Origin of the sequence: Leisingera sp. UBA4491, assembly GCF_002388965.1 — a bacterium.
Taxonomy (GTDB): domain Bacteria; phylum Pseudomonadota; class Alphaproteobacteria; order Rhodobacterales; family Rhodobacteraceae; genus Leisingera; species Leisingera aquaemixtae.
In genome coordinates this window covers 60,393-85,383 of sequence record NZ_DGNN01000011.1, presented here as the reverse complement: position 1 = coordinate 85,383, position 24,991 = coordinate 60,393, and the positions used below count along the sequence as shown (strand labels likewise).

Below are 24,991 nucleotides of genomic sequence, written 5' to 3'. Positions count from 1 at the left end.
AACGGCTGGCGTTTGTCAACGTTGTGCCGGGTGTAGCGGGTATCTGTCTCCATATTCTGACAGAATTCGGGCGACAATCGGGCGGAAGCAGAGCTAACGCCCAGATTCGATACTATTTTGACGCTTTGTCTCCAAAAAGCAACGCCCCCGGACGAAAACCGGGGGCGAAAGCCATGAATTTATTGCAACAATGGCGACCAGGCCGGATCGGAGGCGTCCGTCTGGGTCATCATTCTGCGCTCATTTCGGCCTGACAGATCTACCGACCAGAGCTGTGGACCGGCGCCGGGACGGCTTTCGCGGAAATACACGATCACGCGGCCATTTGGCGACCAGTCCGGGCCCTCATCGAGGTATGATTCGGTCAGCAGGCGCTCGCCTTTACCATCTGTCCCGATCACGCCGATGTAAAATCGACCGCCGAGTTGCTTGGTAAAGGCGACCAGATCGCCTCGCGGGCTCCAGACCGGTGTTGAATACTGGCCCTTGTTGAAGGTGATGCGGCAAGCAACATCCCGACCACCGGAGGGGCAGGTCCGCGGACTGCCATCGGTGTTCATGATGTAGAGCTGCGGGCTGCCGCCACGGTCAGACGTGAACACAATGGCGCGTCCGTCCGGTGACATGGAGGGCGAGGTGTCAATCGCCGGGTGGTCTGTCAGGCGACGCGATTGGCGTGTCTGCAGATTCATGAGGTAGATTTCAGAGTTGCCGCCCTGGGCCTGGGTCATCAAAACACTCTCCCCATCCCGCGAGAAGCGCGGCGCGAAGGTCATGCCCGGAAAATTGCCCAGCAATTCCTGACGGCCCGTCTCAATATTGAAGAGGTAGACGCGCGGGCGACCGCCCTCATACGACATGTAAGTGATTTCCTGAGCTGACGGGCTGAAACGCGGCGTCAGCACGGTGTTCGTCCCCGCAGTCAGATATTGTTGATTGGCGCCATCAGCATCCATGATCGCCAGGCGCTTCACACGCTCGGTCTTGGGGCCGGTCTCGGCAATATAAACGATCCGCGTATCGAAATATGGGTCTTCACCGGTCAGGCGGTTATAGATGGAATCCGCAATCTTGTGAGCGATGCGGCGCCAATTGTCTGGCGTCGTGGTGAGGCGACGGCCGGGCTGGCCGTTGATCCGCATGACTTCACCACCATAAACGTCCCACAGGCGGAACGAGACGGCGATCTTGCCATCCGGCAATTCTTCATACGCTCCGACAACAAGGCCCTCGGTCTGGATGATCCGCCAGTCCGGGAAGCGCGGCTGGACGTCGATCGACAGATCCTTCTGGATGAAGGACGCCGGGTTCTGGATGTCGAACAGGCCGGTCGATTCCAGATCGGCCCGGACGACATCGGCGATGTCTTCGGCCATTTCGGCATTCGCGCCGCGGACTTCAAAGTCCGGAATGGCCAGCGGGGTCGGCTGGAAATTACCCTCGTCGACGCGGACCTGCAGCTGCGCAGCGGCAGGCATGGCGAGACCAAAGGCGAGAAGCCCGGCCATCAACCAGAGTTTTGCTAAGCGGATCATCTCTTTCTCCTTCAGGAAACCAGATTGTTCTTGGGAGGACCTATGGTGACCTCAACGTCTTCCCAAATAGGATAGTGTTCTTTTGGCAGATTGTATGGCGCACAATTCAAGATCGCATCTGTAGCCCTGGAAATCGCCACTGCGGAAACCTCGTCAGCTTCCGGGGATACAAGCGTGACGTCGCCATCCAGTTCGCCACTCGGCGTCAGTTGGAATCTCAACACAACACTCACGCGCTCGGGCTGGGAAAGGTTTTCTGCTCCCCTCCAGCAAGATCCGATCTGGCGACGCAGCTCAGCCCCGAGATCAAAGCGAGCGGCATCTTCGTCCGCATGCATCGGCAGCACTGATGGTATGAGCATGATCGCCATCATGACCGTCAACAACCGATAGGATGGAGCGTAATTCATCAATTCCCCTTTAGCGGGCCGATTGTGACCTCGATATCTTTCCACTCGTCATAATCGTCTTCAGGCAATTGGTAGTTCGCACACTGGCGCACGGCTGTCAGGGCCCGCTGCACCACAACGCCGCGGCGGCCAATCGGCATCGAGCGCGGCGTCACAAGGCTGGCATTGCCATCCAGCGAGCCGTCCAGATTCAGCCTCACCCGGATCACCACATTGATCTGGTCATCCTTGGGCAGATCATCGACGCCATTCCAGCAATAGCCAATCTGTCGACGCATCGCGGCTTGCAGGGAGGCCGTGTTGCCGCGCCGCTCCCCTGCCCCCTTGCGGGGCTGCTGGACGTCTTGAAGCACCGGTTTGTTGATCGGAGGCGGGGCCTGTTCTTGCGCAGCCTTGCGCTGGGTCTGGGCCTTGTCCTTCAGGATATCCTCGAAATCATTCAGAAAGTCGAGTTCGTCAGACTCCGATTTCGGCTTCTGCTTCTCGATCAGCTGCGGCTCCTTCTTCGGAGGCTCTTCCTTCTTTGGCTCAGCCTCTTTCGGCTTTTCCTCGGGCTCGGCCTTGGTGTCTTCGACAACAGGCTCTTCTTCGGCTGTTTCGGTTTCGCGCGTCTCGTTCACTTCTTCCGGTTCTTCCGGCGGATCCTCGACGATTTCGGCGTCTTCCTCGACAGGGTCAGGCTGCTCTTCCGGTTCGGTCTCTTCAGGCTCCTCTTCGGCAGGCTCCTGCACTTTCTGGATCGGCGCAACGTCCGTAACCAGACCAATATCGACAATGTCGATCGGCACATCAATCGTGCTGGCGCATTGCGGCAGGCGCAGCAGGATATCGACCGGTGAAAGGCCCGGCTCCTCACGTTCCAGTCGTTCGATCTGCTTGTCGCAATCGCTCTTCTTCATCGGCCACGTCATCACCGCCGCGGCAAGCACGGAGGCATGAAGAAGGGTCGAGATGGTAAAGCCGCGAAGCATGTGGGGCTGGTCGCTCCTACTTCTTTTGTTCGGTCACAAAGGACACACGTGTATAACCTGCTGCCCGGATTTCGGCCGTCACTTCCATGATCCGGCCATAGGGCGTGTTCTCGTCACCGCGAAGATAGATCGGCTGTTCGTAGCCTTCGCCAATAATTGCCTGCAATTGCGGACCGAGCGTGGCGATATCCTCAACAAGGGTGGTCTGAATAAAGACCTCGCCATTCTCGCGGATGGAAATCGCCAGCGGGTCGTCATTCGGTTCGGTCTTGATCGGGCCGGAACTCGTCTTCGGCAAATTCACTTCCTCGCCGCGTACCAATAGCGGCGCAGTGATCATGAACACGATCAGCAGGACCAGCATGACGTCCACAAAAGGCGTCACATTGATCTCGGCATTCAGCGCGCGACGGCCGCGCCGTCCGCCCTTGCCACCCGAACCAAGGATCAATCCCATCGCCTAGTCCCTCGCGGATTCAGAGGCACGGCGCGACAAACGCACCAGAACATCCTGCGAGAACGTGTCCAGCTGGTCGCCCAGCTTGGTCAGGTCACCGGTGAACTTGTTATAGAAGATAACCGCCGGGATGGCCGCAACGAGTCCCATGCCGGTCGCGAACAGTGCCTCGGCGATCGGGCCGGCCACGGTGCCGAGGCTGGTATCCTGCTGTTCGGCGATGTTGAGGAAGGCGTTCATGATGCCCCAGACAGTCCCGAACAGGCCAATAAAGGGCGACGCAGATCCGATGGTCGCAAGAATGCCGAGACCGTTTCCGGCGCGTCCAATCTCGCGATCCACCGCAGCGCGCATTGATCGCTCGGCGCGGCTGACAAGAGCCGCCGCCTCGCCGGAACCAGATTGCAAACGCTTGGCGTCAGACCATTCGCGCGCAGCCGCTGCAAACACGCGGCTGGCAGCGTCATTGGTTGCCTGACCGGGCCGCATGTCGAAATCCTCGGTGCGTCCGCTCCAGAAGGCTTCTTCGAACTGGCGTGATTTCTTGCGTACAGCGCCCAGCGAGAAAAGCTTTTCGCCAATCACCATCCAGGACCAGATAGATGCCAGCAGCAGGAACAGGAGCACCAGCTTAACAATTGGGTCAGCCGCCATAATGAGGCTGAAGAGCGAGAAGTCGGCATGACTCGCGGCGGTGCCTATCGCTTCTGATTCCATGGGGGCTAAAGCTCCTATCTACGCGTCATGGGTGATCAGCCGCATCCCAAACGGGACCGGCACACCCCTTCATCCACACCAAATTCGGCAGAAACACGGCAGGATGGCCAGTTTCCGCAGCACAGTTAACGGCTAAGGGAGTTTTCTTAACGAAACGTGGGCAATCGGCCGATATTTGGCACCGGGCCTACGATCAATTGGACAAGTCGGGCAGGAACCATCGCGTGCCGACATAGAAGTTGTAGGCGCGGTTGATGCCATCAATTCCGCCAAGGTTCGACGCGACAGCCTGATCCGAATACGAGACGTATTCACTGCCCAGCGACAAACGGAAATTGTCTGACAGATGATAGGTCGCGCCCGCAAACAGATTCCAGTAGGCGCTGGAATTGGTGTCCTTGCCGACCACGATGAAATCCGGATTGATGTCCGCGGGGCCAGAGAAGTTGAAATCGAGCACCCCTGCCCCGCCGCCCGCGCCCAGGAATGGGCGCAGCCGCTTGCCTTCACGGAAATCATAGAAGGCATGAACCCCGATCGAGCGACTTGTGAAATCGCCACTTGCCGTGCTCGCACCGTTCAGTCCCGCGATATTGGCCCAGCGGAATCCGTATTCGGCCTCCAGACGAACTGAGTGGTTGACCCGGTAGCCCAGGGCCCCGGCGATCTCCCGGCTGTCATCGAAGATCAGATTGTTCTGGTCCCCGATCGACCCGTATCCACGCACGGCAACATAGAAACCGCGCTCGGCATCAAAGTCTGCTTCTGCCTGCGCAACCGCCGGATAGGTCAGGCACGCGCCCCACAGCGCCAGGTGCATCAATTTCAAGACTCGCCCTCCCAGCGATATGCTTCCAGTTGCTTCACCAATTCGCGGATCGGACGACGCGGACGGCCATCGGCGTGAATCATGACAGCTGTGATCTCTCCCTCTGCAATGATTTCCTCTCCCCTGAAACAGGTTTGGGAAAAAAGAATGCGAGGTCCGTCGGTGCCAATGTATCGCGTCCGGATATGTAGCAGATCGTCTACCCGCGCCGCCTTGCGATAGTCCACTTCAACCCGCGTCAGCGTGAAAGCCGCCGGGTCTTCCCGCTCCAGCAGGGATTGATGGGAGACGCCAGCGTCGCGCAGATGATCTGATCGCCCCCGCTCGAAAAAGCGGAGATAATTGGCGTGATAGACCATGCCTGTGAAGTCGGTGTCTTCATAGTAGACCCGCACGGTGATCCAGTGCTGGTACTCGCCATCGAAATTGTGGGCATCGAGATTGGGAAGGCTCATTCGGTTCGCCTACCAAAGCTCGCAATAATCGTCACCCCTGTTCCGATTGCAGGGTCATTTCCAGCGGAGCCGTTTCGTATCCAAGTTCTTCGGCACGCGTCTTCAGACGCGCCAGGGTTTTCGCATCAAGCTGCGCCGTGCGCGAGAGGATCCACAGATACTTGCCGTCCGGACTGCCAACGAGGGCTGCCGAATAATCCGGCTCCAGCGCCAGCACCCAATAGTCCCCTTCTGCGAACGGAACCCATGCGGGCGCAAACTTCACTTTCAGCTTGCTGTTGCCGGATCCCTCCACGATGCGGGCCTTGCCTTCAGCCACCGTTTTCTCTCCGTCGAGCGATCCCTTGAAACACGTATTGGTCACCGACACGGTGCCATCGGCGTTCAGTCCATACTCAGCCGTCACACCCGTGCAATTGCGTTCAAACCCATTCGGATAGCGGGCAATTTCGTACCAGAAGCCAGCATACCGATCGAGATCGACAGACGGCACGGTCGGCGGCGTTGAATCACTGGCGCGATAATCAGGTTGGCTCGTACAGGCTGCAAGCAGGGCTGCGGCAATGGCGGAAAGGGCGAGGCGCATATGGGTTTCTCCTATGCCCCTCCTACGCGTGAACCTGCTGACTGGTTTCCCGGAGACTTATTCGCCGTTTGGCTCAACCGCCTCAGGCTCTGCGGTTTCTTCGGAATAAATGGTGGCAAGAAACGCACGGAAGTCTTCTACCGAGGCAACAGGCTGCTCTTCCTGCGGGATATGTCCGGTCTCGGGATAGATGATGAGCTTCGACCCCGGGATGGCATCGGCAAACTTTTCCGCATGTGCCACGGGAATCAGATTGTCAGTATCCCCATGCAGGATCAGCGTCGGCACGGCAATTGCGCTCAGCCTCTCCTTGGACGCAGGCACCCGCAGTGTCGTGCCGCTCATGATCTTGAGCAGCGCCTCGCGATGGCACGGCGCACGTGACATGGCCGAATACCGCTCCACCATTTCATCCGTCACCAGTTCAGGATCCGCAAAACTGTTTTCCAGCCCCGACCGGATCAAGGCTGACATGTCGAGATCCTTCATCACGTTGCGGGCAAACCCATTGCGCAGCAATTTGAAGATCACCGGGTCCTTGTCGTCCTCTCCCGGCGCACTGAGCCAACCGGCCGCATCCACCAGGACCAAACCATCCAGCCTTTCCGGATGGGCGAGTGCATAGGCCCAGGCGGTGTGCCCGCCCATGGAACTGCCGACGAGGGTGAACTGGTCGACGTCCAGTGAATGCGTCACGCGGTCGATACTGGCAATGAATTGCTCGATGCCGATCTCATCATTGTCGACGCAGCGCGACAGGCCATGGCCCGGCAGGTCCAACCGGATGACCCGGTAATCCTTACGCAGATTGCGTGCCCATGCGTCCCAAGTGTTCAGAGAGGCAGAATAGCCATGCACAAGCACAAGTATCGGCGCGTCGCGCGGACCGGTATCGGTAAAATGCAGCTCGATCTGACTACCGGATTTCAGGTACCGGCTGTTCGATTTCGAGTAGACCGACTCCAATGTGTTGTAGGAAATGTCCGGACGGCGCAGCATCAACCAGCCCGCCGTGAGAATGATCGCAACCGTCACCAGCACGACTAGCAATCGTTTCATCTTGTTCCCGGCTCCCGCAATTTCAAATCAGGTGATCCGCACTAAGCCCCCCTGACGGCGCCAAGTCAAATCGCACGCTCAGTGCCGCAAACACTACAGGTTGCATCGCGCCGCAACCGGACTTTCCTGACGTCGGCCATCAAACCATCGATCAGAATAAGGCTTCCAATCATCGGCTCTCCGGCGCCTGTGACCAGCTTCACGACTTCAAGCGCCATGAGCGTTGAAACCATTCCGGTCACGGGCCCGACCACGCCAACTTCATCGCAAGCCGCCGCATTCGGCGGCGTTTCGGGCACCCAGCAGCGATAGCATGGCGCGCCGTCCCGGCAGCCGGACGCAAACACGCTGGCTTGCCCGGTCCACCCTGCGGCTGCGCCGTGCACCAACAAGCGTTCGCTCAGGTGGGCCGCTGCGTTGAGGGCGTAGCGGGTCGGGAAATTGTCCGTCGCATCGACCAGAATGCTGCCGGACAGCGGGTCGGAAGGCGACCATTTCTTTCGACGCGTGCTGATCCTTGTCCCAGGATGATTCGTCGCCAGGCGCTCAGCCAGGATATCCACCTTGGCCTTGCCGAGGTCGCGTTCTCCAAACTGGATTTGTCGCTGCAGATTCGACCGCTCAATGACATCATTATCCCAAATTTCGATCTGCCCGATGCCTGCAGCCGCCAGGAACATTGCGCATGGCCCGCCGAGCGCCCCTGCCCCGACAATGGATATCGACGCCGCGCGCAGCTTCTGAACGCCGGGTCCGCCTATTTCCTTCAGCATGATGTGGCGCTTGTGCCGGGCGAGGTCTTCCGGGCTGAGGCTCATTGTCCTGCTTTCTTCTGGCGGATTGCGGTCGAGGAGATCGGGTCCAGCGGCGCAGGCAGGTAGACCCATGCAGGCGGATCACAATCCGGCAGCGAGGCGGCAGCCGCGGCCGGGATACGACTACTGGCAAAGCGACGGGCGAACGGTGAGTTGCGAGCACCCGGCCCTATCCCCGGACGCGCCACGATGGCGATCGGCATCATCTGCGCAATTCCCTGCCACGCGCCCCAGAGATGGAAGTTGACCATATTGTCGGCGCCCATCAACCAGACGAACTTCGCGGCGGGCGCTGCCGCTGTCAGCGTCGACAAGGTACGATAGGAATAAGTCAGGCCAAGCCGCGCCTCGATATCTGTCACACGCATTCGTGGATGGTCTGCGACCGCCTCGGCTGACCGGAAGCGGCCCGAAAAATCTCCGTGTCCGGTCTTCAGGGGATTCCCGCGCGCCACGATCCACCAGACCCAATCTAGCTGTAGCCGTTTCATGGCTGTGGATGCCACATGAAAATGGCCGGAATGGGCCGGATTGAAACTGCCGCCAAACAGACCGATGCGGAGGCCAGCCGATGGTCCCGGTAAAATTGCTTGGCTCAAGGACGAACCTGCCCGGTTCCTCGCACAATGTATTTGTACGTCGTCAGCTGTTCTGCCCCCACGGGTCCGCGCGCATGGATGCGACCCGTGGCGATACCAATCTCGGCGCCCATGCCGAACTCGCCGCCATCCGCAAATTGGGTAGAGGCATTGTGCAGCAAAATCGCGCTGTCGACCGTCGCAAAAAAGCGGTCGGCTGCGTCAGAATCTTCAGTGATGATACATTCTGTGTGTCCGGACGACCAGGAGCCAATATGCGCCAGCGCTGCGCTCAGATCATCGACAACCGCAACGGCCAAGATCGGCGCAAGATATTCGGTGGACCAGTCGGCCTCGGTGGCTTCGATCATCTCTGGCACGATGGCGCGGGCGCGGTCATCTCCGCGTAATTCACAGCCCGCTTCCAACAGTCCGGCCGCGATCTTCGGCAATAGATCGTCCGCCACAGCCGCATCGACCAGGAGCGTTTCCGCCGAGCCACAGATTCCTGTCCGGCGCATCTTGGCATTCACGACAATGGAAACTGCCTTCTCGGGATCAGCAGCCTTGTCGACGATGACATGGCAAAGCCCTTCGAGATGACCGATCACGGGAACGCGCGCATCCTTTTGCACGCGCTCGACCAGGCTCCGCCCACCGCGCGGGACGATCACGTCCACATTGCCTTCGAGGCCGGCCAGCATGTGGCCTACTGCGGCGCGATCGGTGGTCATGACCAGTTGCACCGCGTCTTCCGGTAATCCTTCGGCCTTCAGCGCGCCGCGCATGGCGTCAATGATTGCGCGGGACGAGTGCGTGCTTTCAGACCCGCAGCGCAGGATCGCCGCATTGCCCGAGCGCAGACAGAGCGCGCCGGCATCGGCGGTGACATTCGGGCGGCTCTCATAGATGATGCCGATCACGCCCAGCGGCACGGCGATGCGCGCAATGTCCAGCCCATTCGGCCGCTCCCACCGGGCGAGTTCCTTGCCAATGGGGTCGGGCAAGCCGGCCACGGCTTCCACACTGGAGGCAATCCCTTCAAGGCGCGCGGCATCCAGGGCCAGCCGGTCCAGCATGGCCGCGTCGAGCCCCTTGGCTTCGGCAGCGTCCATATCCTGCGCATTGGCCGCCAGGACTTTGGAGGCAGACGCACGAATCGCGGCCGCGACCGCCTGCAAACCGCGTGTTCGGTCAGCGGGCGTCATCTGGCCCAGCTTGCGAGACGCGGCACGGGCGCGGCGGCCCATGTCGAGCATGGTTTCAGCGAGGTCTACGGTGTCGGCTATCATCGTATCAGTCATGTCATGGGATGTGCCGGAAAGCCGGGCCGACCGCAAGACGGCTAAACGTCGCCTACTTCAGCTATCCCAATAGTGATTGCAGGTGGGGACGGGCTGACTCTTCGGGATTTTGCCCTAGAATAGCTTGAAAGAAACAAGAATTTCATCGGAGGAACCCATGATCGATGTAGAGGCAATGCCTCATCTAGCCGATATTCCGCGCGTCCAGGCCAGCATCCGCCCGGACGAGAAGGCATTCTGGTTTGAAGGCGAGACAACCAGCTTCGCCGAACTGGAGACACGTTCCACCCAGATTGCCAACGGCCTGATCGGCCTGGGCGTGAAACCGGATGACCGGGTCGGCTATCTCGCCAAGAACATGGCTGTCTATTACGAGATGCTGTTCGGCGCCGCCAAGGCCCGCGCGACAATGACTGCGGTCAACACCCGACTCGCCGCACCCGAAGTGAAATTCATCCTGTCGGATGCGCGGGTGAAAGTCCTGTTCGTCGGAAAAGATTTCTACGGCCTGATTGACCAGATCCGCGCCGAGTTGCCAGACCTTGAACATATCATCGCGATTGATGGCGATCGGGAGGATTGGAAAGCCTACTCGGCATGGCGCGACAGCCAGCTGACCGATCCACCGGGCCTCACGACGCGCGACGACGATGATGTCATCCAGCTCTATACATCCGGCACAACCGGCATGCCCAAGGGCGTGCAGCTGACCAATGGCAGCTACCGCGCCATCTTCGAGCAGGCCGGCATGCTGGAATGGGCGAGCTATGATGTCGGCGACGCGGTCATGAACGCGATGCCCCTCTTCCATGTGGCGGGCGTAAACATCGGTATCCTGACGGCCGCACAAGGTGCCAAAGCTGTCGTGCTGCGTGAAATCGATCCGGCAGCAATCTTGAAACTGATCCCCGAGCACAAGATCGCCCATGCGTTCTGGGTCCCCGCAGTCATCCTGATGCTGACCCAGATACCGAATGTGCGCGACATCAACTGGTCGAGCCTGAAGCAGGTTTTCTATGGCGCCTCTCCGATTGCCGAGAGTTTGCTGCTTGATGCGCAGGACATCATGGGTGCGCGTTTCACCCAGCTCTACGGACTGACCGAGACGGGCGGCTGCGGAACCTATTTGCCGCCTGAAGCCCATGACCCGGCCTGGGGAAAGCTGCGCTCATGCGGCGTACCCTATCCGGCCACAATCGTGCGATGCCTCGACGCAGAAGGGAATCCCGTCCCCACCGGCGAAGTTGGCGAGATCGCCATCAAGTCCGCCTTCGTCATGAAAGGATACTGGAACCGCCCGGATGCCACAAAGGAATCGGTCGACGCGTCCGGGTTCTTCCGGACAGGAGACGCGGGCTATTTCGACGAAGACGGATTTCTCTATATCCACGACCGCGTAAAGGACATGATCGTGTCCGGCGGCGAGAACATTTATCCCGCCGAAGTCGAGAATGCGATCTTTGGCCACCCTGGCGTGGCGGACGTGGCAGTTATTGGCGTGCCCGACGAAAAATGGGGCGAGGCCGTCAAGGCCATCATCGTCGTCAAGCCGGGCGAAGCGCCGACTCAGGACAGCATAATCGCTTGGGCGCGCGAACGCATTGCCGGCTATAAATGCCCAAAGACGGTAGAGTTCATCGAGGTGCTGCCCCGTAATCCGTCCGGCAAAGTCTTGCGCAAGGATTTGCGCGAAACTTACTGGAAGGACCAGGCACGTCGCATCAGCTGATCAGAAGGCGGATGGCATGGCGTCCCCCATGCCGTCCGCTATCAATCATATTGGACTAGTTGGCGAGGCTCAGCCAGTCGCGGGCTGAAGACAGCGCCACTTTGACTTCTTCCGAGCTCAGCATATCAGCCATTTCCTGGCGCTGCACGCGGGCCTCTTCATGTCCCTTGGACACAGCGAGGTTGAACCATTTGTGCGCAGAGATCAGATCCATCTCCGATCCGACACCAGCGGCACAAGCGAGGCCGGCCTGATAGAACTCATCTGCATGCGCGTCGGCGCCCAACAGGCCACCTGGCTGTATTTCAATATCCGAAAAGGGCATCTTGTTTCTCCTGTCACCCTGCCTTCGCCGCCACCCTGTTTCGGGCATGTCAGCCAAGGCATCCATCCGTCACCAGAGCATTCCGGCGACAGGCAAAGAGTGCCTTCTCTCCTTTGTCGTATGGTTAACAGGAACCTGCCCAAACCCCGGCTATTTTAATATTCCGGGTCCGGTTGTTCATTTTTGATGCAATTTGAGGACTGCGGACATGAAAAACCCCCGCACGGCGAGGCGGCCGTACGGGGGTTCTGCATGATCGAAAGGAGTTGGAGGCTTAAGCAGCCACTTTCTTCTTTGCGAGAGATTCTGCGAGTTTTTCCATGGCGTCGCCCTTCTCGATATTCTCGACGGCGGCGAGTTCACGGGCCATACGGTCCAGGGCGCTCTCATAAAGCTGGCGCTCGGAATAGGACTGTTCCGGCTGATCTTCGCCGCGGTGCAGGTCGCGAACGACTTCCGCAATAGAGATCAGGTCACCGGAATTGATCTTCGCTTCATATTCCTGAGCCCGGCGCGACCACATGGTCCGCTTGATGCGCGCACGACCACCCAGGGTCTTCAGCGCATCTTCGACCAGCTTGGAACCCGCCAGTGCGCGCATGCCAGAGGCTTCGGCGCGATTGGTTGGGACGCGAAGGATCATTTTGTCCTGATCAAAGGACACCACATAGACCTCCAGGTCCATGCCGGCCACAGTCTGCTTCTCAACGCTCGTGATCTTGCCCACCCCGTGTGCGGGGTAAACGACGCTTTGACCCACTTCAAACGCCAGTTCCGCAGATGCTTTTTTAGCCATGTTGGATATCGCCCTTTTCTACGCATTTAGAGCCGACAAAATCCCCCCCAGTCCGACGCATTTGACGGTCTGAGTTGAAGTTTCCGGATCTTTTCAGTTATTACTCAAGTCTGAACGATAGCATAAATGTGCAGCTTTTTCAACAGACACGCCCAGATGCTAACCAAGAGTAAAGTTCCCAAGGTCGCTGATTTTGTTAACGTTTATTGAGAAACCCAGCAAAATCAGGGTTCGGACGACCCGATTCAGGCGTCGCCTTCACCCGGTTTGGGGCTGAAATATTTCTCCAGCTTACCGGTTTCTTGCGCAAATTCTTCCCGGTCTGCCGGCGGTTCCTTCATCCGGGTGATATTTGGCCAGGTCTGCGCATACTCGGTATTCAGCTTCAGCCATTTGGCGTCCGGGTCATCCTCGGTATCGGGCTTGATGGCCTCCACAGGGCATTCCGGCTCGCACACACCGCAATCGATGCACTCATCCGGGTGGATGACCAGCATGTTCTCGCCTTCATAGAAGCAGTCGACAGGGCAAACCTCGACGCAATCCATGTATTTGCAGCGGATACAGGCATCAACGACAATATAGGTCATGGGCAGGAGGGCCTTCTGGGGTTTGTGCACCGGCGAAATGGCGCGAGCAGGCGCTCATGTCAATGAGGTGTTCTGACAGGAGTCTTCAGGAAGCGTCGGCGATCCGCTTTTCCGCCGCTTGGCGAGCCTGTGCGCGAGAAATATCGTCAATATGCAGCAGCGAGGCGACATGGCGGATATAGGCATCCTCAATATCGCTTTTTTCGCCATCAGCCAGCGCGACCCGGTACAAGCCTTCAATGATGGAAATCCGCTCCGCAATCGGCAGCTTCTTCACATGCTTGGTAAACTGGTGGGAACCGACCGCCTCTTCAGCCAAGGCTTCGCCTTCGGCCAGCACAGCATCTGCCTTGTCTGCATCGAATTTGAACGCTTCCAACAGGATTTCAGCGATCATGTCGCTTTCAATGTTCACATAGACCCCATCGGACAGGGCAGCCTCGACAAGTAGCGCCGCAGCCGCGACTTGCGGGTCCATCGGTCTCTCGGCAGGCGTTTTCTGCCGGAACAGATTTTTCAGCGTGTTCATCATGTGTCGGTCTCCAGCGTCGTGTACATTGCCGCCGCCTCTTCTGCCGGCCCTCTCCGAGTGCCCAGATCCAGCACTTCGACGGTCCTGATATGCGCGCCTCGCGCCAGCGTGACAACATCTCCAACGCAAATAGCGGCGCCCGGCTTGTTGACGCGCCGGGTCTGGCAATTGCGGGTCAATCGGACGCCCCGCTTGCGAATATACGTTCCGGACAGGGCGCGAGTCTTGAAAAACCGTGTCCGCCACAGCCACACATCAAGGCGCAGCGTTGGCGTGTCCGTCATTGAAAGGGCTTGTACTCGAAGCTCGTATCAGCTGCGCTTTCAGCGGCGGCATCCGGCTTGGGTTTTGGCTTGCGTTTCTTTTTCTTTGGTTTGTTAGCCGCCTGCTTGGGCTCCGGCAGCAGGGCTGCGAGCGCCGCGAACGGGCTGTCCGGGTCCGGCTGGCGCGACTGCGGGGCACTGCGGGAATTGGAACGCCCGCCCCCGCCTTGCTGTTTTGGTCCGCGTGGGCCTTTCGGGCCTTTGCCACCGGCATTCTGATCTCGGCCGCGCTGGGGCCGCCCGCCTTCAGACCGCCCCTCGGGACGGGCGCGGGACGCATAGCGCCACAAAGTAACGGCATCCGTTTCCTTGTCCTTTTCCGCAGGCGCAAGGCCAAAGCCTTTCAACACGGCGGGCCAGTCATCGGCAGGGCAAGAGACGACGGAAGCCAGGTCGATCTCGATGGGGAATGCGTTCTTCGAGGCTTCCTTGCGGCGCTTGGCGATCTCCCAGCCGAGACGTTCGGCAAGGTCTGCGCGCACGGCCCGGCGGCCGAAACGGAGATAGCCATTGGCGGCAAGCGCCTCTTCCGGCCATGTGCCATCAAGCGCAAATGACCCGGCCCCCTCGGGTGCCAGTGGGAAAGGCTGACCTTCAAACACAGCGCGCAGAATGGCGATCATGCGCTGGCCTGCAGGCTTTTGCGCATCCGGCACATGTGCCGCGACACGGCCTGCTCTCACCCCAATGCCTTTGAGGGCTTCACGCTGGTCGCCGGTCAGACGCAGACTTGGGTCATCCTGGCGAAGATCAACCGCAGCCCCGGTTTCAAGAAGACGGAAGGCAATCCCGCGCGCGAGACCTTCCAGCGCATCGCCCGCTTTTTCAACGGCCAGCATTGTATGAGTTGGCAGGATCTTGGCGGTCTCGGCCGCGGCCCATTGCTCCAGCCGCTGGCGCGCAGCTTCACGCTCGGCCGGGTCGACTTCGGATGCGCCGACAATCTCGACGCGCGGCGCCATCCAGCTCGATCCCTTGGCCAGATGGGCCACGGGCGAATTGATGTGTTCGATCTGGCCTTCATCATTCAGTTTGAACGCATCATCCGGCGCCGCCACGATCAGCGACAGGCGTTCCAGGATCAGCGGGCGCACAGCGGCCTGGGCTGCGCTGCGCACCGCCTTGCCTTCGAGCGTACGGGCATCAAGAACAGGTTCGAAGGTCAGGCCTTTCAGGCGTCCAACGACATGGCCTTCCACACGGACATCACCTTCCGGGGTCAATTCGGTCACGAGGGCGTCTTCCTTCTTCAGGCTGGCAAGCAAAGCGGTGGTTCGCCGGTCCACGAACCGGGCAGTCAGCGCTTCGTGTAGCGCGTCTGACAGGGAGTCTTCAATCTCTCGTGTTCGATCCTGCCATTTTTCCGGGTTTTCCAGCCAGTCAGGCCGATGGGCGGCATAGGTCCAGGTCCGTATATTGGCAAGCCGCTGCTGCAGCTTCGCAATATCGCCCTGGGTCGAAGAAAGATCATCCAGACGGCGCTCCAGCCCCTTGTCGGCAAGGCGTGCATCCGGATTGGCGAGCGTTTCAGCAAGGCCCAGCACGAGCCGCGCATGGCCTTCCGGCCCGGCTTTGCGGAAGTCTGGCAGGCGGGCCAGATCCCATAGCCGCCGCACTTCGCGCGTACCCGCCACATTCGGCCCGATGGCCGCATCTTCCGCCATTCGGCGCAGCACCCATTCATCCAGTGCATGCGGATTATGGATCAGGGATGGATGCCCGGATGGGGTCTCAAGGCTCAGGATCAGGCGGCGCAGGCTGGAGAAGTCGAGTGCAGAGTTGCGCCATTGCAGATGATCCACCGGATCGAACCGATGCGCCTCGATGGCCTGCCATGTCGCTTCATCGAATGGCGGACAGGTCGCTGTCTCCCCAAATTCACCATCGGTACGGAACCGCCCGGCCCGGCCCGCGATCTGTGCGCATTCTGCTGGTGTCAGCAGGCGATGGCGCCGCCCATCGAACTTCGAGCGTGAGGCGAACACGACCCGGTCGACATCAAGGTTCAGCCCCATGCCGATCGCATCGGTTGCAACAATGTAGTCGACTTCGCCGGTCTGGTAGAGCTCAACTTGCGAATTCCGCGTGCGCGGGCTCAGCGCGCCCATCACAATCGCCGCTCCCCCCTTCTGGCGCCGCAGCAATTCGCCAATCGCATAGACCTCATCCGCGCTGAATGCGACAATGGCCGTACGCTTCGGCAGTTTGGTGATCTTGCAATGCCCGGTATAGCGCAGCTCTGAAAACCGCTCGCGAGGCTCGGTCTCGGCGCCGAGGTCCAATTTGCGCAACACACTGCGCATCGTGTCGCTGCCCAGCAGCAATGTCTCGTGATTGCCGCGCAAATTCAGGATACGGTCGGTGAAGACATGGCCCCGATCCTGGTCTTCGGCCAGCTGGATCTCGTCAATCGCGACGAAATCCACTTTCAGATCCACCGGCATGGATTCCACTGTGCACACCCAGTATCGCGCCGTACGCGGAACAATGCGCTCCTCACCAGTAATCAGCGCGACATGGGCCGCGCCCTTGCGCTCGACCACACGATCATAAACCTCGCGCGCCAACAGGCGCAGCGGCAGGCCGATCATGCCGGTGCCAAACCCAGTCATCCGCTCGATGGCATAGTGGGTCTTGCCGGTATTGGTGGGGCCGAGAATGGCCTTCAGGGTGGAACTCATCGACGTTGCGTGGCGGGGCCGCCATTGAAAGTCAAGTTGAGCCTGCAATCGGCCCACACCGCCTGCCCCCGAACCGGTCAATCTGGCAGGAAACTGCCCTTGATCCTGTCGCCCGGAAAAAACGCGCCTATCGATCCAATTAGAAGTTGTCCGCCTCTGCGCACTCCCCTAGAGCCCTCGGAAACAATGGGGACTTCGCGTGACAATGACCGCCATGAATCAGGCTCGCTCTTCGAGCCAGAGGTTCTATGTCCTCGACGGCATGCGCGGGATCGCAGCGATCATCGTGATGCTCTACCACTATATTGGAAGCGGACAGTCCAGGCTGCTCATTAACAGCTATATTGCCGTGGACCTGTTCTTCATCCTCAGCGGCTTTGTCATATACCATGCCTATGCCAAGGCCCTGCAGGGCGGCATGCCTGCGGGCGTCTTTGCCAACAAGCGGATTTCCCGGCTCGCCCCGACTGTCGCGGGCGGCGTGGTACTCGGGGCCGTTGCGATGCTGATCGTGTTTGCCGAGACCGGGCGGGCCTTCAACCCCCTCCAGTTCACCCTGACCCATATCGGCCATTTCGCTTTCATCCCGGCGCTCAGCGATTACGAGATCCCTGCGAACGGCACGCTGGAACTCTTCCCGTCCAATCCGCCGCTCTGGTCGATCTTCTACGAATTTGTCGCCAGCATCGCCTTCATCTGGATTGCGCGCCTGCCGAAATGGCGACTGGTCGGCACCTGCCTTGCCGCCTTCTCGCTCTACCTGTTTTGCTGTCTCGCGCTGGCCCGCTTGTCCGGCAATGACCTGACCGCCAATGTCGGCTGGAGCCATCAGACCTTCTTCTTCGGCTTTCCGCGCGTTTTCTCGGCCTTCCTCGCGGGGATCATCATCTACCGGCTGGTCCAGAATCCTGCCGGCCCGGTGGCCCGATACTTGCCACGCTTTACAGGCCTGATGCCCACGCTGATCGTATTCGCGGTAACACTCGGCATCCTGATGTTTCCCGTCTACGCAAAAGGCGCCTATCAGTTTATCGCCATCGGCCTGCTCTGCCCGCTGCTCATCCTGATCGGCGCGCGCGTCCAGCCGGACAGCCTCTGGCTTACCGGGGTCTGCGAGCGTCTCGGCCTGATCTCGTTTCCGCTCTATTGTGTGCACGAGCCCGTCCGCCACCTGACTGGCGTTCTGCTGCGCCGTACCGGTCTGACGGACATCCCGACCGAGTTGCGCGTCACCCTGACCGTGATCCTCGCCCTACTGGTCTCAATCGGCTTGCTCTGGCTCCTCGGCCAATTCCAGGCCCGCCGCCGCCTCAGCGCCAGTTTGAAACCGTTTTTGGGATAGGATGGATCAGACCATCGCCTCGGCGCGGACCAGCTCTGCGACCGGCGCTTTTTCGTTCACCACATGCGGCTGGAAGTGGAGCAGTTCCCAGCGTCCGTCATGATGCTCGACGAGGGCCGTGCAGCTCTCTACCCAGTCGCCATCATTCATGTAGGTGATGCCGTCAATGTCGCGCATTTCGGCGACATGGATATGGCCACAGATCGCGCCGTCGAATTCCTTGCGACGACAATAATCCGCCACATGGCCCTCAAAATTATGGATATGGTTCAGCGCCCGCTTGGTGCGCTTTTTCAGGGCCTGTGACAGCGACCAGTACGGCATACCGAACCAGCGACGGATCGCGTTCAGCTTCGTATTGGTCCAGAGCAGGAAATTATAGGCATGATCGCCCAGATGCATGATCCATTTGCGGTCGGCCCGCATCATGCCGTCAAACATGTCGCCATGTACGACCAGATAGCGCTTGCCATCTTCGCCCTCATGCACGGCGCGGTTCTTCACCTTGATGTCGCCAAAGGCGAGCCGGAACTGCAGGAAGGCGCGCAGGAACTCGTCATGGTTCCCGATGATATAGGTCACGTCCGTGCCGCGCTTTGCAGCCGTCAGGATACGGCGGATAACGTTCGTGTGTGATTGCGGCCAGTACCATTTCTTGCGCATCCGCCAGCCATCAATGATGTCGCCCACCAGATAGAGCTGCTCGGATGTATGCGTCTTCATGAAGGCGCACAGCGCATCGGCCTGGCATCCGGCACTGCCGAGATGCACATCGGAGATGAAGATCGAACGATAATCAGGGCGAGGATCGGCACGGGTCATGATGCCCGCCCTTAAGTGCGTTCGGTATGAGTTTTATGACAGTTTACCCCCTATTTTCGTCACAAAAATGCAATAAAAACAGGGTTAACAAAAAGACTTGTCCTCCCCCTCCGCAGGCGGAGGTATAATCAGAGCATGGATGACGCCTTCGCCACTTTGCGAAACCTGCCGCCGCACCTGCGGCCGTACCGGTTCTGGATCTGGCTACAGGTCGTGATCCTCACCTTTCACGTGCGCCATATCCAGCGGGATATGCGCGCCATGATGGTGTGCATATCACCGCGCGGCGAGGTCGATATTGTCGCTGTCGGGGACGGGCCGGAAACGATCAAACCTGATCCGCTGGCCTTTGAGCCATCGAAGGGCTTCCGCCTGGCGATGGGTGAAATGGATTTGGCTGTGCCAAGGGGCGAGTGGCTTCAGTCAGCCCCTGCCGTCACAATGCCACGTCGGCCCTGTGCTACCGGCACGCGCCTGCCGCGTCCCGATATCTGACGCGAAGTGTCCCGATGAAAATCCAACTGTCTTCCAAGCGCCTTCACGGGCGTTGCATGCGCAGGAACAGGCGGCCTAACCTTCCTTCACGCCCCCACCGCGCCGGGCGAGCCAGACACCACCCAGGATCAGGGCGAACGCGATCAGCGCCTGCCAGCTCTGCGTCTCTCGGAAGAATATCCAACCGAGCACGGCGCTGACCACTGGAATCGCATAGCCCGTCAGGGACAGGAATGTCGCGCTCGTCCGCGCGATCAGGTACATGTACAGCGCCTGTGCAATTGCCGTCGGGATCACGCCAAGCCCCACCACGGCGGCCCAATGCGTCCAGTCGGAATTGACCTCGGACGGGTGCACCGTGAAGGCCAGCGGCCACGAAACCACCGCCGCCAGCGTCACGAAACCGGTCGCGAACGGAATGGCCTCGATCCGGGGTGCGCCGCGCGCCATCAGGCTCGCAAGGGCGTAATTCATCGTCGCGAGGATCAGCAGCAGCTGCGCCACAACACTCGCATCGCCAAGCCCCTTCATCGCATCCGGCCCGAACAAAACAGCCACACCCGCAAAACCGGTCAGCACGCCAATCGCGGTTCCGCGATTCATGCGTTCATCCGCAAACAGAAAGGTTGCCCCACTCACCACGAAGATCGGCACAGCCGCCGTGTAAAGTGCGGCAAGGCTGGAATTGACCGTCTCCTGAGCGGTCGTGATCAGGAAGAAGGGAAAGACGGAGCCTGCGAGCCCCATCCCGATGATCGCCACCCAGCGCTTGCGGTCTCTCAATGGCGGCAATTTCTGCCCCCGTGCCAACATCAGCACCCACAGTACCGCCGCGCCAATCGTCAACCGCCCCGGCAGCACCCAGGCCACCGGCAGGCCCATATCCGGATTGCCCTTGTCCACCGCCACCCGGGTCAGCGCATAAGCCCCGGCCCAGAACAGGGTCAACAGAGCAAACAGCCCCCAATCAGCGGCAGAGCGACTTTGAAGCTGGGGCCCATTCATGGCATCGCCGCGCCGCGCGACGCCTCGATTATACTGTACCAGTCCGCACGGCTGAGCTGGATTTCCAGCGCGCGCGTCGCCGCCTTCAGGCGCGCCGGAGTCTGCGTGCCCAGCAGAACAATGGGCTGCGCCGGATGCATCAGGACGAAAGCCAGCGCCACATCGCTGCGGCTCACGCCATGCCCGGCCGCGATCCTGTCGAGCGCCTGATGCACATCCACCAACCTTTCAGGATCATCAGGCTGCGGTCTATATCCATCGGCCAGCCGACCGCCCGCCAGCGGCGACCAAACCAGCGCCGCCGCACCGACTTCCTGGCACCAGTCCAGTGTGCCGTCTTCCAGAGGCGCCAGATGCAGGGTGGAAAATTCCGGCTGCGTGCTGACAAGCTTCGGCCCCAGATGTGCCTGCAATGCGCGGGTTTGCGCCACGGAGAAATTGGAGACTCCTGCTGCCCCGATCTTGCCGTCGGCCAGAAGCGTTTCCAGCGCATCGGCAACTTCCTCCCAAGGGGTCAACAGGTCCGGCCGGTGAATTTGGTAAAGGTCGATCTGCTCAACGCCAAGCCGCGCAAGCGACGCTTCGCAGGCCTCGATCAGGTATTTACGACTCGAATTGTAGGGCGCGGGGGGAATAATCCCGCCCTTGGTCGCCAACACCATTCTCGCGCGCCGCACAGGATCGGCTTTCAACACCTTGCCCAGCAAGACCTCGGCCGCGCCAAATCCATCCCCGCCAAATCCGTAGATGTCAGCCGTGTCGATAAGAGTCATGCCCAGATCGAGCGCGGTCTCCACAAGATTCTCCGCATGGGACAATTCATGTCCCAAAAAGCGCCAGCAACCGAAGCCCAAGGCACCCGCGCGCAGTCCGCTCGTTCCGATCCCTACCTGACGCATGAAACCGCCTCCTTGTGACTTCAGGCCATAAGAGGCCGCTGAAGCCAAGTCCACGACTGATCTCTGTTAGCGAAAACAGGCAGTAAGCGGCGCGAGGCCGCATGGGCAGCGGGTGGACGAAATTGCGCGGGCGTCGTAAAGGGCCAGCAGATTTATAGCCTGCCGCTCCAAAGGAGATTTTTCATGGCCGTTCGCGTTGCAATCAATGGTTTTGGCCGCATTGGCCGTCTCGTCCTTCGTTCGATCATCGAGCATGACCGCAAGGACATCGAAGTCGTCTCGATCAACGACCTCGGTCCCGTGGCCACCAATGCCCACCTGCTCCAGTATGATTCCGTTCATGGCCGGTTGAACCAGACGGTCGAAGTGGACGGTGACACGATCATCGTCGGCGACCGCAAATTCCTCTGCACCGCCGTACGCGACCCCGCTGACCTACCGCATGCCGAGCTGGATATCGACATCGCAATGGAATGTACCGGCATCTTCGCCGACAAGGAAAAAGCGTCTGCTCACCTCAAGGCGGGCGCCAAACGCGTGCTGGTCTCTGCTCCGGCGACAAATGCTGACAAGACCATCGTCTTCGGTGTGAACCACGACACACTTACCAAAGATGATCTCGTCGTCTCCAACGCATCCTGCACCACCAACTGCCTGTCGCCCGTCGCCAAAGTGCTGAACGACACGGTCGGTATCAAGCGCGGCTACATGACGACGGTCCACTCCTATACGGGTGACCAGCCAACCCTCGACCGGATGCACAAGGACCTCTATCGCGGCCGCGCGGCTGCGATGTCCATGATCCCGACCTCGACCGGCGCAGCAAAAGCCGTTGGCCTGGTCCTGCCGGAACTGAAGGGCAAGCTCGACGGTTCCGCCATCCGCGTCCCAACGCCAAACGTCTCGATGATCGACCTCGTCTTCGATGCCGGCAAGCCAACCACGGTCGAAGAAGTGAACACGGCCATCAAGGCCGCCGCTGACGGCCCAATGAAAGGCGTGCTCGGATATACTGACAAGCCGCTCGTCTCCGCAGACTTCAACCACGATCCGCACTCGTCCACCTTCGCGCTCGACCAGACGCAGGTCATCGAAGGCACCATGGTTCGGGTCCTGTCCTGGTACGACAATGAGTGGGGCTTCGCGACCCGCATGAGCGATACTGCCCTCGCCATGTCCAAACTCATCTAAAACCCTTCTCCAGAGCGCTTCCCAACCGGGAGGCGCTCTTTTTCCATGCCGCATCGCACCCGGTTGGCCGGGCATTCTGGAGGAAATACCATGTCCAGCTTCAAACGCCTTGCCGATGCCGGCGATCTGACCGGCAAGACCGCGCTTGTCCGAGTCGACTTCAACGTGCCCATGGAAAACGGCCTCGTCACCGATGACACGCGCCTGCGGGCCGCCATTGATACGGTGCAGACCCTGCGCACCCAGGGCGCCAAGGTCGCCCTGCTCGCACATTTCGGTCGCCCCAAGGGTGAGCGCGTTGCAGACATGAGCCTTGCGCCGATTGCAGGCGCCTTCGCCAAAGTGCTCGGCTCGAATGTCAGCTTTATCGCCGACTGCAAGGGCGAGCATGTGAAGCAGGCCATTGCTGATCTCGACCCTGCCGGCGTGATCCTTCTGGAGAACACCCGCTTCTATGCAGGCGAGGAAAAAGGCGACCCGGAACTGGCGAAAGAAATCGCCGCACTCGGCGACATCTACGTCAATGATGCCTTCTCGGCCGCGCACCGCAAGCATGTCTCTACGGCTGTCCTCGCGACCCTCCTGCCCGGCTATGCAGGCGTGAACATGGAAGCTGAACTCGACGCGCTCGACAAGGCGCTCGGCACACCGGAACGTCCCGTGCTGGCTGTGGTCGGCGGCGCGAAGGTCTCTTCCAAGATCGACCTTCTGAAGAACCTTGTCACCCAGGTCGACTCGCTGGCGATTGGCGGCGGCATGGCCAACACATTCCTGGCCGCGCAGGGGATCAGTGTCGGCAAGTCCCTCTGCGAGCATGATCTCGCTGAAACCGCCCGCGAGATCATGCAGGTCGCTGAAGAAAACAACTGCAATATCCTGCTTCCGGTCGATGTTGTTGTCGCGAAGGACTTCAAGGCTCACGCCGAGAATCGCACCTGCGCAACGGATCAGGTCGCAGACGATGAGATGATCCTCGACGCTGGCGTCAAGACGGTCGCACAGCTGGTTGCCGCGATGGGCAACTCAAAGACACTGGTCTGGAACGGGCCGCTCGGCGCGTTCGAACTGACCCCTTTTGACAAGGCCACCGTTGCAGCAGCCCAAGCTGCGGGTATCCGTGCAAGTGACGGCAAGCTGATCGCCGTCGCCGGAGGCGGCGATACGGTCGCCGCGCTCAATCATGCCGAAGCCGCAGACGAATTCACCTTCGTCTCAACCGCTGGAGGCGCCTTCCTTGAATGGATGGAAGGCAAGCCCCTGCCCGGTGTGGAAGCTCTCAAAGCCTGATCCCTTTTGAGACAGCCTGCGGCAAATCGCGCAGGCGGCTGCAAATGACAACGTTCTCATCGGTTTGCTGCGCGGCGTCAGAAAAAATTGATGTTCCAGATGAAATCGATTTCAGGCCCTGAATCCCACACGTCTCTGGCAGTCCTTTCCCCCGAAACTGCCCGTACTGCCTGAGATTCGGGCGGGTGCGAGCGCGCTCACATCAATCCCTGTCAGCCTGTTGACCCACAAGACAGGCACGGTACTTGAATGCAAAGTTTGCAAATTCCACGCATGCAAGGGACGCCCCGTTAAAACCATGACCAATCCTCAAATGGCCCGGCAGATTGCCGACAAGAATGGCTTCATCGCAGCGCTTGACCAGTCGGGCGGCTCAACCCCCAAGGCTCTGCGCCTCTACGGCGTGAACGAAGACGCCTATTCCAATGACGAAGAAATGTTCGGCCTGATCCATGAGATGCGTGCCCGCATCATCAAGGCACCAGCCTTCAATGGCGAAAAGGTCATTGGCGCGATCCTGTTTGAACGCACCATGGATGGCGAAGTCGATGGCACGCCAACCGCCGAATACCTCTGGAACGCCCATCAGGTCGTTCCCTTCCTGAAAGTCGACAAGGGCCTCGCAGACGAAGCCAATGGCGTCCAGATGATGAAGCCGATGCCGGACCTTGATCACCTGCTCGAACGCGCGGTCGGCAAGGGTATCTTCGGCACCAAGATGCGCTCTGTCATCAAGGACGCCAATGCCGAGGGCATCAAGGCGGTTGTCGCGCAGCAGTTCGAAGTGGGCCAGCAGATCGTTGCGGCCGGCCTGGTGCCGATCATCGAGCCGGAAGTCGACATCAACTCCGCCACCAAGGCCGAAGCAGAAGAGCTGCTGAAGGCAGAGATCAAGGCGCAGCTGGACGCGCTGCCGTCTGATGCCAAGGTGGCGCTGAAGCTGACCATCCCGTCCAAGGCAGGCCTCTATGATGAGCTGGCGGACCACGCCAATGTGGTGCGGGTTGTGGCGCTGTCAGGCGGCTACACCACCGATGACGCCTGCGCGCGCCTGGCGCAGAACCCCAAGATGATCGCCTCCTTCAGCCGCGCCCTGACCGAGGGCCTGAACGTGGCGATGAGCGATGAAGACTATGACGCCGCGCTTGGCGCCAATATCTCCAAGATCTACGACGCATCGCTGTAATCCGGCTGGTTCCGGACATGGCAAGGGCCGCGCCTGCTGAGGCTGCGGCCCTTTTTTTATGCAGGCTGGCGG

General features: G+C 59.9%; 26 protein-coding genes. 6 read left to right on the top strand and 20 right to left on the bottom strand.

Annotated elements, in window-relative coordinates:
* Positions 1–179: 179 nt before the first annotated feature.
* The 12 genes from tolB to B2P87_RS05585 all read right to left on the bottom strand — a co-directional run bounded on the left by tolB (position 180) and on the right by B2P87_RS05585 (position 9,716).
* Positions 180–1,535, bottom strand: coding sequence for a Tol-Pal system beta propeller repeat protein TolB (gene tolB, locus B2P87_RS05640; RefSeq protein WP_206991543.1), 1,356 nt, complete (start codon positions 1,533–1,535; stop codon positions 180–182).
* An 11-nt stretch (positions 1,536–1,546) separates the two neighbouring features.
* A complete protein-coding gene (locus B2P87_RS05635) occupies positions 1,547–1,945 on the bottom strand; it encodes a hypothetical protein (RefSeq protein ID WP_286852191.1) in 399 nt (132 codons plus the stop codon).
* On the bottom strand, positions 1,945–2,844 hold the full coding sequence (locus B2P87_RS05630; protein ID WP_286852188.1) for a hypothetical protein: 900 nt from the start codon (positions 2,842–2,844) through the stop codon (positions 1,945–1,947). Before B2P87_RS05630 ends, B2P87_RS05635 begins: the two co-directional genes overlap by 1 nt.
* An 88-nt stretch (positions 2,845–2,932) precedes the next feature.
* Entirely contained in the window at positions 2,933–3,373 is a 441-nt protein-coding gene (locus tag B2P87_RS05625) for an ExbD/TolR family protein (RefSeq protein ID WP_034814786.1), read from the bottom strand.
* Positions 3,374–3,376: 3 nt separating this feature from the next.
* A complete protein-coding gene (gene tolQ / locus B2P87_RS05620) occupies positions 3,377–4,090 on the bottom strand; it encodes a protein TolQ (protein WP_034814783.1) in 714 nt (237 codons plus the stop codon).
* A 193-nt stretch (positions 4,091–4,283) separates the two neighbouring features.
* A complete protein-coding gene (locus B2P87_RS05615) occupies positions 4,284–4,910 on the bottom strand; it encodes an outer membrane beta-barrel protein (protein ID WP_286852228.1) in 627 nt (208 codons plus the stop codon).
* Positions 4,911–4,915: 5 nt separating this feature from the next.
* Entirely contained in the window at positions 4,916–5,374 is a 459-nt protein-coding gene (locus B2P87_RS05610; protein ID WP_286852183.1) for a YbgC/FadM family acyl-CoA thioesterase, read from the bottom strand.
* Between the two features lie 31 nt (positions 5,375–5,405).
* Positions 5,406–5,960 (bottom strand): lipocalin family protein, encoded by a 555-nt coding sequence (locus tag B2P87_RS05605; RefSeq protein WP_286852181.1) that lies wholly within the window; start codon positions 5,958–5,960, stop codon positions 5,406–5,408.
* A 57-nt stretch (positions 5,961–6,017) separates the two neighbouring features.
* On the bottom strand, positions 6,018–7,019 hold the full coding sequence (locus B2P87_RS05600; RefSeq protein WP_286852179.1) for an alpha/beta fold hydrolase: 1,002 nt from the start codon (positions 7,017–7,019) through the stop codon (positions 6,018–6,020).
* Positions 7,020–7,084: 65 nt separating this feature from the next.
* Complete coding sequence (locus B2P87_RS05595) at positions 7,085–7,837, bottom strand: HesA/MoeB/ThiF family protein (RefSeq protein ID WP_286852176.1); 753 nt, start codon at positions 7,835–7,837, stop codon at positions 7,085–7,087.
* On the bottom strand, positions 7,834–8,433 hold the full coding sequence (locus B2P87_RS05590) for a nicotinate-nucleotide adenylyltransferase (protein WP_286852173.1): 600 nt from the start codon (positions 8,431–8,433) through the stop codon (positions 7,834–7,836). Before B2P87_RS05590 ends, B2P87_RS05595 begins: the two co-directional genes overlap by 4 nt.
* Positions 8,430–9,716 carry a glutamate-5-semialdehyde dehydrogenase gene (locus B2P87_RS05585; RefSeq protein WP_286852171.1) on the bottom strand — a complete coding sequence of 429 codons (1,287 nt, stop codon included), beginning with the start codon at positions 9,714–9,716 and terminating at the stop codon, positions 8,430–8,432. Before B2P87_RS05585 ends, B2P87_RS05590 begins: the two co-directional genes overlap by 4 nt.
* 157 nt (positions 9,717–9,873) lie before the next feature.
* Between B2P87_RS05585 and B2P87_RS05580 the strand changes: the two genes are divergently transcribed.
* Positions 9,874–11,445 (top strand): long-chain-fatty-acid--CoA ligase, encoded by a 1,572-nt coding sequence (locus B2P87_RS05580; protein ID WP_286852169.1) that lies wholly within the window; start codon positions 9,874–9,876, stop codon positions 11,443–11,445.
* Between the two features lie 55 nt (positions 11,446–11,500).
* On the opposite strand, the gene B2P87_RS05575 is transcribed toward B2P87_RS05580, so the two are convergent.
* The 5 genes from B2P87_RS05575 to B2P87_RS05555 all read right to left on the bottom strand — a co-directional run bounded on the left by B2P87_RS05575 (position 11,501) and on the right by B2P87_RS05555 (position 16,692).
* Positions 11,501–11,770, bottom strand: coding sequence for a hypothetical protein (locus B2P87_RS05575; protein WP_286852166.1), 270 nt, complete (start codon positions 11,768–11,770; stop codon positions 11,501–11,503).
* 274 nt (positions 11,771–12,044) lie between these two features.
* A complete protein-coding gene (locus tag B2P87_RS05570) occupies positions 12,045–12,566 on the bottom strand; it encodes a CarD family transcriptional regulator (RefSeq protein ID WP_034814768.1) in 522 nt (173 codons plus the stop codon).
* 245 nt (positions 12,567–12,811) lie between these two features.
* Entirely contained in the window at positions 12,812–13,156 is a 345-nt protein-coding gene (fdxA, locus tag B2P87_RS05565) for a ferredoxin FdxA (protein WP_034814766.1), read from the bottom strand.
* An 85-nt stretch (positions 13,157–13,241) separates the two neighbouring features.
* Complete coding sequence (locus B2P87_RS05560) at positions 13,242–13,688, bottom strand: TerB family tellurite resistance protein (RefSeq protein ID WP_051607791.1); 447 nt, start codon at positions 13,686–13,688, stop codon at positions 13,242–13,244.
* 280 nt (positions 13,689–13,968) lie between these two features.
* Positions 13,969–16,692 carry a helicase-related protein gene (locus B2P87_RS05555; RefSeq protein ID WP_286852159.1) on the bottom strand — a complete coding sequence of 908 codons (2,724 nt, stop codon included), beginning with the start codon at positions 16,690–16,692 and terminating at the stop codon, positions 13,969–13,971.
* A gap of 205 nt (positions 16,693–16,897) precedes the next feature.
* Between B2P87_RS05555 and B2P87_RS05550 the strand changes: the two genes are divergently transcribed.
* Complete coding sequence (locus tag B2P87_RS05550; RefSeq protein WP_286852156.1) at positions 16,898–18,034, top strand: acyltransferase family protein; 1,137 nt, start codon at positions 16,898–16,900, stop codon at positions 18,032–18,034.
* 6 nt (positions 18,035–18,040) lie between these two features.
* Here B2P87_RS05550 and B2P87_RS05545 read toward each other — a convergent pair whose 3' ends face one another.
* Entirely contained in the window at positions 18,041–18,856 is an 816-nt protein-coding gene (locus tag B2P87_RS05545) for a UDP-2,3-diacylglucosamine diphosphatase (RefSeq protein WP_286852154.1), read from the bottom strand.
* Positions 18,857–18,991: 135 nt separating this feature from the next.
* On the opposite strand from B2P87_RS05545, the gene B2P87_RS05540 reads away from it, so the two are divergent.
* Positions 18,992–19,351, top strand: a complete 360-nt coding sequence (locus tag B2P87_RS05540) for a hypothetical protein (protein WP_286852152.1) — start codon at positions 18,992–18,994, stop codon at positions 19,349–19,351.
* A 75-nt stretch (positions 19,352–19,426) separates the two neighbouring features.
* Here B2P87_RS05540 and B2P87_RS05535 read toward each other — a convergent pair whose 3' ends face one another.
* Entirely contained in the window at positions 19,427–20,299 is an 873-nt protein-coding gene (locus tag B2P87_RS05535; RefSeq protein WP_286852151.1) for a DMT family transporter, read from the bottom strand.
* A gap of 53 nt (positions 20,300–20,352) precedes the next feature.
* Positions 20,353–21,255 carry an aldo/keto reductase gene (locus tag B2P87_RS05530; protein ID WP_286852149.1) on the bottom strand — a complete coding sequence of 301 codons (903 nt, stop codon included), beginning with the start codon at positions 21,253–21,255 and terminating at the stop codon, positions 20,353–20,355.
* Positions 21,256–21,438: 183 nt separating this feature from the next.
* Between B2P87_RS05530 and gap the strand changes: the two genes are divergently transcribed.
* The 3 genes from gap to B2P87_RS05515 all read left to right on the top strand — a co-directional run bounded on the left by gap (position 21,439) and on the right by B2P87_RS05515 (position 24,919).
* Positions 21,439–22,446, top strand: a complete 1,008-nt coding sequence (gene gap, locus B2P87_RS05525; RefSeq protein WP_034814749.1) for a type I glyceraldehyde-3-phosphate dehydrogenase — start codon at positions 21,439–21,441, stop codon at positions 22,444–22,446.
* Between the two features lie 90 nt (positions 22,447–22,536).
* Positions 22,537–23,733: a phosphoglycerate kinase gene (locus B2P87_RS05520; RefSeq protein ID WP_286852145.1), complete on the top strand. Its 1,197-nt coding sequence runs from the start codon at positions 22,537–22,539 to the stop codon at positions 23,731–23,733.
* 298 nt (positions 23,734–24,031) lie between these two features.
* Positions 24,032–24,919 (top strand): fructose bisphosphate aldolase, encoded by an 888-nt coding sequence (locus tag B2P87_RS05515; RefSeq protein WP_286852143.1) that lies wholly within the window; start codon positions 24,032–24,034, stop codon positions 24,917–24,919.
* The last annotated feature ends 72 nt before the right edge of the window (positions 24,920–24,991 follow it).